Annotated in this window: 15 protein-coding genes; all 15 read right to left on the reverse strand. The window is 44.3% G+C overall.

What is annotated here, in order from left to right; genetic code table 11:
• Window positions 1-116: 116 nt before the first annotated feature.
• The 15 genes from BU202_RS02630 to truB all read right to left on the reverse strand — a co-directional run bounded on the left by BU202_RS02630 (window position 117) and on the right by truB (window position 12,762).
• Window positions 117-1,517, reverse strand: coding sequence for a sensor histidine kinase (locus tag BU202_RS02630; RefSeq protein WP_075104253.1), 1,401 nt, complete (start codon window positions 1,515-1,517; stop codon window positions 117-119).
• Window positions 1,507-2,181, reverse strand: a complete 675-nt coding sequence (locus BU202_RS02635; protein ID WP_075104254.1) for a response regulator transcription factor — start codon at window positions 2,179-2,181, stop codon at window positions 1,507-1,509. Before BU202_RS02635 ends, BU202_RS02630 begins: the two co-directional genes overlap by 11 nt.
• Before the next feature lie 131 nt (window positions 2,182-2,312).
• Entirely contained in the window at window positions 2,313-2,969 is a 657-nt protein-coding gene (phoU, locus tag BU202_RS02640; protein WP_075104255.1) for a phosphate signaling complex protein PhoU, read from the reverse strand.
• Between the two features lie 18 nt (window positions 2,970-2,987).
• Window positions 2,988-3,746 (reverse strand): phosphate ABC transporter ATP-binding protein PstB, encoded by a 759-nt coding sequence (gene pstB / locus BU202_RS02645; RefSeq protein WP_075104256.1) that lies wholly within the window; start codon window positions 3,744-3,746, stop codon window positions 2,988-2,990.
• A gap of 12 nt (window positions 3,747-3,758) precedes the next feature.
• Window positions 3,759-4,562, reverse strand: a complete 804-nt coding sequence (gene pstB, locus BU202_RS02650) for a phosphate ABC transporter ATP-binding protein PstB (protein ID WP_075104257.1) — start codon at window positions 4,560-4,562, stop codon at window positions 3,759-3,761.
• Between the two features lie 15 nt (window positions 4,563-4,577).
• Complete coding sequence (pstA, locus tag BU202_RS02655) at window positions 4,578-5,465, reverse strand: phosphate ABC transporter permease PstA (RefSeq protein WP_075104258.1); 888 nt, start codon at window positions 5,463-5,465, stop codon at window positions 4,578-4,580.
• Entirely contained in the window at window positions 5,455-6,372 is a 918-nt protein-coding gene (pstC, locus tag BU202_RS02660; protein ID WP_075104259.1) for a phosphate ABC transporter permease subunit PstC, read from the reverse strand. The genes pstA and pstC overlap by 11 nt, the downstream gene beginning before the upstream one ends.
• 1 nt (window position 6,373) lies before the next feature.
• The gene (locus BU202_RS02665) at window positions 6,374-7,243 is read right to left on the reverse strand and encodes a phosphate ABC transporter substrate-binding protein PstS family protein (protein ID WP_075104260.1); all 870 of its coding nucleotides are present in this window, start codon (window positions 7,241-7,243) and stop codon (window positions 6,374-6,376) included.
• Between the two features lie 122 nt (window positions 7,244-7,365).
• Window positions 7,366-8,673, reverse strand: a complete 1,308-nt coding sequence (locus BU202_RS02670) for an RsmF rRNA methyltransferase first C-terminal domain-containing protein (protein ID WP_075104261.1) — start codon at window positions 8,671-8,673, stop codon at window positions 7,366-7,368.
• The gene (locus BU202_RS02675; protein WP_075104262.1) at window positions 8,673-9,431 is read right to left on the reverse strand and encodes an inositol monophosphatase family protein; all 759 of its coding nucleotides are present in this window, start codon (window positions 9,429-9,431) and stop codon (window positions 8,673-8,675) included. The genes BU202_RS02670 and BU202_RS02675 overlap by 1 nt, the downstream gene beginning before the upstream one ends.
• Window positions 9,421-9,699: a UPF0223 family protein gene (locus BU202_RS02680; protein WP_075104263.1), complete on the reverse strand. Its 279-nt coding sequence runs from the start codon at window positions 9,697-9,699 to the stop codon at window positions 9,421-9,423. The genes BU202_RS02675 and BU202_RS02680 overlap by 11 nt, the downstream gene beginning before the upstream one ends.
• Window positions 9,700-9,701: 2 nt before the next feature.
• Window positions 9,702-10,109 carry a Spx/MgsR family RNA polymerase-binding regulatory protein gene (locus BU202_RS02685; protein WP_075104264.1) on the reverse strand — a complete coding sequence of 136 codons (408 nt, stop codon included), beginning with the start codon at window positions 10,107-10,109 and terminating at the stop codon, window positions 9,702-9,704.
• A gap of 85 nt (window positions 10,110-10,194) precedes the next feature.
• A complete protein-coding gene (locus BU202_RS02690) occupies window positions 10,195-10,929 on the reverse strand; it encodes a potassium channel family protein (protein ID WP_075104265.1) in 735 nt (244 codons plus the stop codon).
• Entirely contained in the window at window positions 10,922-11,845 is a 924-nt protein-coding gene (locus BU202_RS02695; protein ID WP_075104391.1) for a bifunctional riboflavin kinase/FAD synthetase, read from the reverse strand. The genes BU202_RS02690 and BU202_RS02695 overlap by 8 nt, the downstream gene beginning before the upstream one ends.
• Window positions 11,846-11,880: 35 nt before the next feature.
• The gene (truB, locus tag BU202_RS02700; RefSeq protein ID WP_075104266.1) at window positions 11,881-12,762 is read right to left on the reverse strand and encodes a tRNA pseudouridine(55) synthase TruB; all 882 of its coding nucleotides are present in this window, start codon (window positions 12,760-12,762) and stop codon (window positions 11,881-11,883) included.
• Window positions 12,763-12,794 lie beyond the last annotated feature (32 nt).

Consider the following 12,794-nt stretch of genomic DNA (forward strand, 5'->3'; position numbering starts at 1 on the left):
CGTTATCATGATTTTTTCATGATTATGAGGAAAGTCAGAAAATTGTTGTTTTTTAATCTTTTCAAGCAAAAAGGAGCCGAGACTTTCGCTCAACTCCTACTCTTTTTATTTTAGGGCTATTTTCGGTATTCTTTGGGCAATTTGACCTCAAAAATGGTGCCTTTAGGTTGATTATCTTGCACGGTTATGGTCCCATGAAGAGTTTCAATAATTTGCTTGGCGAGAGATAAGCCAAGCCCAAAGCCACCCTTTTGACGGGTTCTGGCCTTGTCGACACGATAGAAACGGTCGAAAATTTTCTTTTTATTTTCAGAGCTAATACCAAGCCCGTTATCCGCTACCCTGATGAGGAGGAAACGGTCTTTGGTATGAATATCTATCCAGATATGCCCATCTTCTTCTGAATACTTCATGGCATTATCCACTAAAATAGTCATCAACTGCTTGAGCAAGGTCTTATCGGTGCGAATCACTTCCGTGACATCTTGGTGGACTTCGATTGTTTTCCCATTTTCTTCCGCCATAATGATATAGTTGACCAAGGTGTCATCAAAGAAGGAGGGCTGAACATCCACGATTTCTGGTTTTAAACCATCATCTCGTCTGGCAAGATTTAGTAAATTGGTCGTTAACAACCGCATGTTGCGCACTTCTGCAAGGCTTGACGCAATATTTTCGCTACTGTCCATAATGGTTGCTTCAGGATGTCTAAAGAGGCTTTCCAGACGATTCTGCAAGACCGTTAGGGGTGTCCGCAACTCATGACTGGCATTTTCGACAAACTCCTTCTGCTTTTGGAAGCTCGCGAGGATTGGGCGCATGCTGACATTTGAAAGATAGATGCTGGCTACAATCGAAATCAGCCAGAACCCAATCATGACAATCATGACGGTTGATTCATACGAAGCAATCGATGACTTAATTTGACTAGTGTTAAAGAGGATGGTCGCGTACTTGATGTCTAGACCTGTGTAGGCAGAAACAGCATCATTTGACAGGACTATGGTCATACAGCGATAGTATTCCGTCTCACCAAATGGTGTCGTCACCGCACACTCGGTAATGGCATCTAAGGGCTGCTTCTCAACCTTTAGACTGGCTAAGCCTGAGAAATAGTCTACCTGGTTGAGACGATTTCCCTTGCTATCATAGAGGACTACGTGGTAATTGGCATTGAGGCGCATCTTTGAAGTTGGATAAAAGAGCTTGTCTTTTTTTTCATCTTCTTCGTCATCGTCATCATCATCTGTCTTATTTGCCTTATCTGTATGGGTATTTTTTTCCCAGACGATTTCGGCTTCAGGGGATAATCCGCGAGCCCGTGCAAATTCCATAATCATCTCTGGATTGCTAGCAATTTCCTTGAAATTCTCATCTGATGTCTGATACATGGTGGAGCGCATTAGCTGGAAAATAATCACGGTCATCAGGCTGAAAATGAGGGTAAAGACAGCAAAATAACGGATAAAATAAGAAAAATTATCCGTGTGATAGAGTTTGCGAAATTTAATCAGCATTTTTCAAGATGTACCCGACACTTCTAAGGGTTTGCAGCTGCTCACCAAAGGTCGTCCCTTTCAATTTTTTTCTAATTTTGGAGACATAGACCTCTACAACTGAAATGGTCGTGTCGCTGTCAAAGCCCCAAATCCGGTCAAAAATCTGCGTCTTGGGTAAAATGACATTTTGATTCTGCAAGAAGTAAATCAGAAGATCAAATTCTTTGCCCAATAATTCCACTTCTTCACCGTTGACAGTTGTCGTATTGGTTGATAAATCAACAGTTAGGTCACCAAATGTCAGTATATTTTCGTTGAATTTACCAGAACGTTTCAAAAGGGCTTGAATCCGCATCTTCAACTCTTCTAAGTAAAAAGGTTTGGTCAAATAGTCATCTGCCCCCAATTCAAATCCATGCCCCTTATCGTCCAGACTTTCCTTGGCGGTTGTAATTAAGACGGGTGTTGTAATGCCCTTAGCCCGCAATTCTTTGAGGACTTGGAAACCATCTTTTTCTGGCAACATCAAATCTAGCAAAATAAGGTCGTAGACCCCTGATTCGGCTTCATACAAGCCCTCATCACCGTCAAATACCTGCATGACATCTGCAAAATCATCTAAAAAGTCAAATACGGAATTTGATAAACTCAAGTCGTCTTCTATCAATAGTATCTTAATCACTTTCGTCTCTCCTATCTTATCCCATTATACCATGAACGGTCCCACATCATGGTAACTTTTACTAGCTATTGGTACAGTCTACTCTCTAAAACTTAAAAGAAACTAAAAATCTGGACGCATGTCCAGATTTTTTATAATTCTGTAATATTTCCTGTGCGAAGGTAGACCACCCATTCACAGATATTTTTAGCGTAGTCTCCGATACGCTCAAGGTAGGAGATAACTTGGAAGTAATCGCGTCCAGCAATCAAGGCGTCTGGATTTTTCTTGATTTCTTCTGTCGCCAACTCTTGAATCGTATTGTAGTATTGGTTGATGATTTCGTCATGAGCTGCTAATTCATAGGCCTGCTCTGTATCGCCTCCGTTGAGGTATAATTCCAAGGCAGATTCGACCAACTTGCGGACTTCACGGCCCATTTTCTTGATTTCTGCTTCAACTACCTGGATGCGGACTTCTCCTTTCATACGGATAGCCGCTTCTGCAATCGATACCGCGTGGTCACCCATGCGCTCCAAGTCGTTAGTGGCTTTCAAGACTGTAATAACGGTACGTAAATCCGTTGAGACAGGTTGCTGAAGTGCGATGATTTCAAGTGATTTTTTCTCAAGTTTGATTTCAAAGGCATTGATTTTAGCATCTGATTCGATGACTTCTTTGGCCAATTCGCGGTCATGCGTGATGAAGGCTTGGACAGTATTGTTGATTTGTCCAAGAACCTCATTTCCCATAGCGTAAAACTGGTTGTGCAATTTGTCTAGTTCTTCTTCAAATTGTGTTCTTAGCATTGTGATTGTTCCTTTTTATTATCCAAATTTTCCTGTGATATAGTCCTCGGTTTCCTTATGGCGAGGATTTAAGAAGACTTGCTTGGTCTTATCGTACTCAATCAAATCTCCGTCTAAGAAGAAGCCTGTTCTGTCTGAAATCCGTGAGGCTTGCTGCATGGAGCGTGTCACCAAGACCATGGTGTACTTCTCTTTTAAGCCATACAAGGTATCTTCGATTTTCCCTGCTGAAATCGGGTCGAGCGCTGATGTCGGCTCATCTAGGAGGATAATTTTAGGACTGGTCGCAAGAACCCGAGCCACACAAACCCGCTGCTGCTGTCCACCTGATAACCCAATCGCTGAATCATGCAAACGATCCTTAACTTCATCCCAAATCGACGCACTAATCAAGGATTTCTCCACCGCTTCATCTAGGACCTGCTTGTCCTTGATGCCATTGATTCGCAAGCCGTAGACAACATTTTCATAAATGGTCATCGGGAAAGGATTGGGCTGTTGGAAAACCATACCAATTTCTTTGCGCAAATCAACCGTGTCAGTCCGCGGACTATAGATGTTTCGACCATTGTAGTCAATCGCTCCTGTCAAGGTCACCTCTGGATTCAAATCCCCCATGCGGTTAATCGAACGCAAAAGAGTCGATTTTCCAGAACCTGACGGACCAATCAGAGCCGTGATTTCATTCGGATAAAAATCAATGGAAACATTGTTCAAGGCCTTTTTCTTATTGTAATAAACAGACAAGTCTTTGACTTGTAAAATCGGTGCTGTCATCAAAGTTCCTTTCTATCCAAAGTGTCCCGACACGTAGTCGTTGGTTGATTGTAGTTTGGCATTTTGGAAGATATTGGCGGTCTTGTCATACTCGATTAAATCTCCCAAGTAGAAGAAGGCTGTATAATCACTCGCACGGGCTGCTTGTTGCATATTGTGGGTTACAATGATAATGGTATAGTTCTTCTTCAGTTCAAACATGGTTTCTTCCAGTTGCATGGTCGCAATCGGATCAAGCGCTGAAGCTGGCTCGTCCATGAGCAAGATTTCAGGCTTGACAGAAATCGCCCGCGCGATACACAAGCGTTGCTGCTGTCCACCTGATAAGGTAAGAGCAGACTTGTGCAAATCGTCTTTGACCTGATCCCAGAGAGCTGCTTGCTTGAGCGAAGTCTCTACAATCTCGTCCAAGACTTTTTTATCTTTGATACCCGCACGCTCATGGGCAAAGGTGATATTGTGGTAAATGGATTTCGCAAAGGGATTGGGACGTTGAAAGACCATACCAATGTGCTTGCGCATTTCATAGACATTGATTTCAGGACGATTGACATCCACTCCCTCATAGAGAATTTCCCCTGTAACCTTGGCAATGTCAATGGTATCATTCATGCGATTCAAGCTCCGTAGATAGGTTGACTTACCAGATCCTGACGGCCCAATCAAGGCTGTAATTTTATTTTTTTCAAACTGCATATCAACGCCCTTAATGGATTCCTTAGCGCCATAGTAGACATGTAAATCCTTGGTTTCTAGGGCAATCTTCTCCTGTGGAAAGGTAATGATATGCTTTTCATTCCAATTATATTCTGCCATTTTTTCTCCTCTAGTTTAGGCTGCAGATGTTAATTTCGCATGCAATTTCTTACCGATATAGCGCGCAGACACATTGAAAATCAAGATGAAAATCAAAAGAATCGCTGCACTACCAGCAGAAACTTGGGTCGCATCAGGAATGGTTCCTTCGCTGTTGACCTTCCAGATATGAACTGCAAGAGTTTCTGACTGACGGAAAATCGAAATCGGACTCGTCACACTAAGCGGATTCCAGTTGGACCAGTCAAGAGCTGGCGCTGATTGACCTGCTGTATAGATAAGCGCTGCTGCTTCTCCGAAGATACGACCAGACGCAAGGACAATCCCTGTGACAATCCCTGGAAGAGCTTCTGGAATGACCACGTGAAAAACCGTTTCCCAACGAGAAATTCCCAGAGCAAGACCTGCTTCACGTTGAGTATGGTGAACATGACGAAGACTATCTTCAACATTGCGTGTCATTTGTGGCAGATTAAAGACGGTTAGTGCCAAGGCTCCTGATAAAATCGAAAAGCCATATTGGAACTGAACAACGAAAATCAAATACCCAAACAAACCAACAACGACAGACGGCAAGGAAGACAAAATCTCAATACAGGTACGGATAAAGTTGGTCAAACGACCTTTTTTGGCATATTCTGCCAGATAAATCCCTGCCCCCATTGACAGCGGGACAGAAATCAAGAGCGTAATCACGAGGAGGAAAAAGGAATTATAAAGCTGAATCCCAATCCCTCCGCCTGCTTGATAGGAAGAAGATTTTCCAGTCAAGAAAGACCAACTGACGTGAGGTAAGCCTCGTAACAAAATATAGAGAATGAGGGAGGCCAAGATAGCCACGATAATGCCTGCAATGGAATACAAAATCCCAGTCGCCAATTTATCCACTTTTTTAGCGTGCATAGTTTTTCTTCCTCTCTCTAGTAATAAATTTCATAATCAAGTTAAAGACTAGGCTCATCAATAATAGGACAAGAGCCAGTGACCAAAGGACATTGTTTTGAACCGTTCCCATAACGGTATTTCCGATTCCCATGGTCAAGACCGAAGTTAGGGTCGCAGCTGGCGTCGTCAAAGAGGTTGGCACAACGGCTGAATTTCCCACGACCATCTGAATGGCAAGGGCTTCACCGAAGGCACGCGCCATTCCAAAGACTACCGCCGTGAAAATCCCAGACTTGGCTGCGTGTAAGGTCACCCGCCAAATGGTTTGCCAGCGAGTAGCTCCCATGGCAAGGCTTGCTTCACGGTAATGACGCGGAACAGCCCGCAAGCTATCCACCGTCATAAAGGTGACAGTCGGCAAAATCATGACAAAGAGGACAAAGACCCCTGATAAAATCCCAAACCCTGTTCCACCAAAGAGAGAGCGAACAAAGGGAACCACGACCTGCAAACCGATAAATCCATAGACAACAGAAGGAATGCCGACCAAGAGCTCAATAACGGGTTGCAAGATTTTCGCACCATACTTAGGCGATACTTCTGTCATAAAGACCGCTGCCCCAATCGCAAACGGTGTTGCAATAATAGCCGATAAAATAGTCACGATGAAAGAGCCTGCAATCATCGGAAAGGCTCCAAAGGACTTAATAGCTGGCTTCCAAGTGCTGCCAAATAAAAATTCAAAAATGTTAACACCATTCACAAAGAAGGTCGATAATCCACGTTGTGCCACAAAGAGCAAAATCATGGCCACGATAAAGACAATCAAGGCCAAGCAGAGAAAGGTGATGCTCTTTCCAAATTTCTCTAAGCGAGAATTTTTGGAAGGAGACAGCAATTCTTTGGCAAGTTGTTCATTTTTCATGCTACTTCTTCTCCTTCACTGTACCGTCTGCACTCTTTGTGACCTTCATGTCATTGACTGAAATGTAGCCCATATCGACGACAATTCCTTTTTGAACCTTGTCAGACATGACATAGTCTAAGAATTCTTTTTCAAGACCAGTTGCCTCACCCATGGTGTACATGTGTTCATAGGACCAAATGGGCCAGTCATTGGTCACAACATTGTCCATGGTTGGCTTAAATCCATTCAATTTAATGGTTTTGACCGAATCATCAACGTAAGAAAAGGCCAGATAGGAAATCGCACCCGGGGTTTGAGAGACAATGGATTTGACCATGCCATTTGAGTCCTGCTCCAAACTCTGAGCAGCTTCTTCCCCCTTCATCACGACCGTATCAAAGGTTGCTCGTGAGCCAGAACCTACCGCACGGTTGATGATGGAAATCTCCAAATCTTTTCCGCCCAATTCTTTCCAGTTGGTGATTTCACCGGTGAAAATCTTTTTCAACTGTTCAAGGGTAATGTCTTTTACATTGACTTCTTTATTGACAATGACTGCAATCCCTGCAACAGCCACTTGGTAGTCGACCAATTTATCCGCGTCAATCCCAGATTTTTCTTCGGCAAAGACATCGCTATTGCCAATCTGAACGGCTCCTGACTGAACCTGCGATAGGCCCGTACCAGATCCTCCTCCTTGGACATTAATCGTCTTGCCCTTGTTTTCAACACCAAACTCATCTGCGGCAGCTTCTACCAAGGGTTGAAGGGCTGTTGAGCCAACTGCTGTGATAGACTCTCCACGGTCAATCCATGAAGCACAGGCAGACAAACTAAGGCTCGCTGAAAGGCATAAAGCCAGTAGGCCAAGCGTACGCTTTTGTTTCATTTTCCTTTTTCCTTTACATTTTTACGTGGTTCTTATCTATTTACATCTTATTTACAAGAATTTTCCACATTTCCACTATATCATATAACATCTCAAGTTGCAAAGTATTTCTAGCCGATTTTCTAGGAAAATCTGAGCCCTTTTGGAAAGGCATTTTTGAGGGTTCCAGAGACAATCTTTGCAAAGCCAAGGCCGTTCCCAGCTACTGCAACCTGGTACCAACCGTTTGGCAAATCGCTTGAAACAGCTACTGTCTGTCCAGCAGCATATCGAATGAAATCTTCGTTTGAAATCTCCACTCGCTGCTTGACTTCCTCACTCCGCAAAGCTAATCCCAAGGCAAAACTCGGCTCAAAGCGTTTCTTCTTAAAGGTTCCCAAATGCAATCCGTTGCGGGCAATTTTTAGCTTTGAAATGTCAGGTAGGTCGTGGGGCAAGAGATACAACTCATCCCCAAAGGCCTGCAAAATGCCCTCTGCCTGAAAAGACAGATTCGCTTTGGCAAAATCCTGCCATAGTTGAACCTGCTCTCGGTTGAGGTTGGAAGTATTGCCTTTTTTCTTCTTGCTTGGACGTGCCTCTCCACGGTAGCGGAATTTCGCAACAAATTGTCCCTCTCCCTTAAACTGATGCGGATACATGCGGGCCGTTTGTGGCAGATCAATCCCTGCCACCATGCCATTGATTTTGGGAATATCTAGCAATTCAACATCGTAATTCTCCATCAACCAGTGGACGATGTCTTCGTTTTCCTCTGGTGCCCAGGTACAGGTCGAATAGATCAACTGCCCATTGGGAGCCAGCATCTCCATCGCTGATTGTAAAATCTCCCTTTGCACAACCGCGCATTCGCTAGGGTAATCTTTTGACCAATACTCCATGGCCGCTGGGTCCTTACGAAACATACCCTCACCCGAGCACGGTGCGTCTAAGACAATCATATCAAAATAGCCTGCAAAAACCCTTGCCAAACGTTCAGCCGACTCATTGGTCACAAGGACATTGCGCGCTCCAAAGCGCTCGATGTTTTCAACCAAGATTTTCGAGCGTTTCTTGGAAATTTCATTGCTGACCAGCAGGCCTGTATTCTCAAGGTAGGAAAGCAGGTGGGTCGATTTGCCACCGGGTGCCGCAGCCAAATCTAGCACTTTCATACCGGGCTTGGGTGAAGCAGCCTGTCCGACAATCTGCGCTGCAGGTTCTTGGGAATAGACCAACCCTGTGACATGTGCTGCTGACTTACCAGAGACTTTTCCGTAGTAAGACCAGGGCATATTCTCAATCTTTTCTTCAAACGATTGTTGATTTTCCTTTAAAGGATTGGTGCGAAAACCTGCGACTGCCGGCTCTTGAAAGCTCTCAAAAAAGGCTGGTGCTTCCGCACCCAGCAGTTGTTCGTATTTTTCGATAAAATCTGTTGGTAATGACATCACTGTAAGTACCCTTTTATTTCTCTTATTTTTTCAGTCGGAGCAAGCATCACACATTCACGACCATAAAAGGCTGGTTGTTCTCCCTTGGTCGTCACCAGGGTGTAGCCCAGTTTTTCACCTAAGATACTGGCTGCGGCATAATCCCAAGGATAGACATAAGAAGCCTGGGCGAGCAAACGCCCTGTCAAGACATGGGCAAAGCTGATGCCTGCACTACCGATGGAGCGTGTTCCCAAGGTTTGATCTGCAAAATCTGCTAAACCATCGTAATTTTGGGCGTAGAGACCTGCATTGAGACCAATCAAACTTTCTTTCAAAGACTTAGGCTCGACTGGTGGTAACAACTGTTCATTCTCATAGACAGGAAAATCACCGCCCCCATGATAGAGCTTGTCCGCTATCACATCATAAATCAGGCCAAATTTTCCCACACCATTTTCAAAATAGGCGAGCAAAACCGCAAAATCAGCCTTTTGTACAATAAAATTGGTCGTCCCGTCAATGGGATCAATGACCCAGACATTCCCCTGACCAAGCGGGAGATGCTCGGGACTTTCTTCTCCTAAAATACGGTCTTTGGGATAGCGCTCCAAAATGCTCTTTGTCAAGCACTCCTGCACCGTCTTATCCAGCTGGGTCACTAAATCGGTAAAATGCCCCTTTTCTTCAATTTCAAGATCATCGTGCAAATGCTGCCTGAGAAACTCTCCAGCTTCCAGAACAATCTTTTGGGCGAATTGGTACTTATCTTCCAAGAGAAACCACTCCTTTCCCTTGCTCTTTTGCCTGCTTCACAGCACGATAGGTCGAATAACCCGAGACCGCTTCAAATTCGCGATCGATTCTCCGTTCTTCTCCCTTACTTTTTACGACCGCCTTAAACTGGTCATAGGATGCTAAAAGGGCATTTGCTGTCACACCGCCTTCATAGGCTTTTTCCACCTGATTCAAAAAAGAAAGCACGGAGGAAAGCTCCTCTGTGCTCCACGAAAAATCAAGTGGATATGAATAATTCTTTTCCATATCTATCCTTGTCCTATCTCCGCTTTTAATGTTGCATTTTTTAATTCTTGCTTGCGATATTTCCGTGGTAAAAAGGCCCGGATTTCATCCTCATTAAATCCAATTTGCATCCGTTTTTCGTCTAGGATAATCGGACGACGAAGCAAACTTGGATAGGTAGCAATCAATTCAATCAACTCTGAAATCGAGAGTTCGTCAACATCGACATTGAGCTTTTGAAAGACCTTTGATCGGGTCGAAATCAAATCATCTGTCCCATTTTCGGTTAAAGCCAGAATATTTCTCAATTCCTCCGTTGTCAAGGGACTCGTCATGATATTATGCTCTGAAAAAGGTACCTGATGATTGGTTAGCCACGCTCTAGCCTTACGACAGCTCGTACAGCTAGGTGATAAAAATAGTGTAATCATAAGCATACCTTTCTATATTATTTTCTCACCCTCTATTATACACTAGATAAAAGCGTTTTACAAGATAAAATCAGATTTAGCCTTGCTATTGCCGAGATAAATCATCAATTTTTGCTTCCAAGCGCTCTAGCAGGAGATTCTGTGCTTCGATTTTCAAGGTCAGCTCATCAATTTTGGCATCGCGTTCGCTATCGACAAAAAAGCGGGTAATGATGGCCGTTACCATCCCGAAGGTCAGAATACCAATCAGCATGAGCACAATCGCAATAGCCTTTGCAATAGCTGTCTGCGGCACAATATCGCCGTACCCAACGGTCGTCATGGTCACAATTGACCACCATAAGGAGTTCAAGAGAGACTGCTTTTCAACTACAGAGAGAACACCACTGGCAATCATTACCGCAACAAAGTTGAGTACCAAAATCTTATACAGACCACTGGTATTCATCAGCTTGCGGAGAATATCCCAGAGCTTACTAGAGACCGCAACAAGACGGGTAAATTTTAAGAGCCCAAACAATTTTGCAAAGCGTGCAATTCGTCCAATTCTGAAAAAGGCTGCCAGTTGGACAAAAGGCAAAATCGCAATCAAGTCAAGGAGATTGTTGCGGATATATCTCCCTTTATTGTCGGCATAATACAGATTACTACTATAATCAAACACAAAAATAGCCCAAAGCATGGTATCAAAAATGTGATAAAAGAGACTTTGAGCAGAAACAAGTGCCAGCATTTCACTAACAATCAGTAAAACGTAGAGCACAGCCATCACAATCATCGCTACTTCATAGCGCGAATCGTTTATGATTTTCTTAATCATGATCCTTCCAAGTGAGCGCTAGTTGCTCATCTTCTTTCATTTGTGTCATTAAGGCATCAATGCCATCAAATTTAATCATGTCACGAATTTTCTCAAGCCAGTAAATCGTGATTGTTTCACCGTAGATATAGCGTTCAAAGCCAAAGATATGGGCTTCTAAGCGCAGTTCTGTGCCATCAAAGGTCACATTTTTCCCAACGCTTGCCATAGCGCGATAGCGTTTTCCAGCGATTGCCACATCAGCGACGTAAACACCGTCTGCTGGTAAGTGTACGGCATCAAGCGGGGCTAGATTGGCTGTCGGATAGCCGATGGTTCGTCCTCTGGCATCTCCATGTACGACAATCCCTCGGGTCTCAAAAGGGTAGCCCAATAATTGATTGGCTTCATGAACTCGTCCATCTTGAATGGCCTTGCGAATCCGAGTAGACGATACTTTTTCCCCCTGCAGCTGCACTTCCCCGACGACTTCCACCTCTCCATCAAAGAGCTCCTTGAAATCCGCAACCGTCGCTCTGCTATTTCCAAAATGATAGTCAAACCCAACGACGACGACACTAGCCTTTAAGGCTTTGACATACTGGTTGATAAATTCTTGAGGGGTCGTTGCTGCAAATTGACTGGTAAAATCCATCAGGTAGAGCTGGTCTACCCCATACTCTTCAAAGAGTTGATAGCGACGTTCAGCGCTCGTCAAATGGCGGAGCAAGTCTGGACTAAAGCGGGCAAAGGCAAGGCGTGGTGATTCGGGAAAGGTCAGAACGCTCACCGTTAGACCACGCTGATTAGCCATCTCACGCGCCCTGTCTAGCAGGGCCTTATGCCCTAGATGAATCCCATCAAAATACCCCAAAACCAATACGGTTTCTGCTTGGGGCTGAATGTCTTTATAATCGTTTATCGTTATCCGTTTCATCATTGTATTATTGTATCATAAAGCGCTCAAAAGACCTAGATAAAAACCTTCCGAGGCTTATAGAAATCTTCTCTTTTTTCTAAAATAGCAATCAGTCTGTCGTCTTTAAAACCTGCAAGCAAATCAACTGCTTCATCTAAGATTACAAAACGTCCGTGTATCACATCTGCTAGCTGTTCTTCACTAAGCACCACTTTTTTCAAATCACCGATCCCATGCTCAATCGGCTGAAGGAAGGAATCATCGTCTGCTTCAAGCAAATCTGCAATTTCTTCAATGGTCAGCGCATCATCAAGCACCATGCCAGCAGAACCTGTTCGCACGAGCTGAGACATGTGGCTGGCAAAACCCAACTGCGCTCCCAAATCCACCGACAAGGTTCGCACGTAGGTCCCTTTACCACAGCGCACACGGAAAGAAAAGCGGGCACATTCGTCCACAAAAACGAGAGGACTGGTCCGTTCAAATTGGTAGATGTCCACCTGACGTTCTGGTCGCTCAACTGTCTCACCCGCCCGCGCGTATTCGTAGAGCTTGCGTCCATTGACCTTGACTGCTGAATACATGGGAGGAATTTGCGTGATGGTGCCGACAAAACGCTGCATGGCTTGGTCGATTTCTTCCTCCGTCACACTCCTTGGAATCGGAGTACGCTCCACCACCTCGCCAGACGCATCTTCTGTTGTCGTGGAATATCCAAGAGTGATTTCACCCTCGTAGATTTTCCCTTCTTCTTGCATGTATTCGATGAGGCGGGTCGCCTTTCCAACGGCAATGGGCAAGACCCCTGTCACATCTGGGTCAAGGGTTCCACCGTGACCAATCTTCTTGGTCTGCAAGATTTTGCGGAGTTTAAACACCACATCATGCGAGGTCATCCCCGCTTCTTTTTTTACATTGATAATTCCTGAAAGCATAGAACTATTATAGCATAGAAATGGAATTGGAC

Origin of the sequence: Streptococcus cuniculi, assembly GCF_001921845.1 — a bacterium.
Classification (GTDB): Bacteria; Bacillota; Bacilli; order Lactobacillales; family Streptococcaceae; genus Streptococcus; species Streptococcus cuniculi.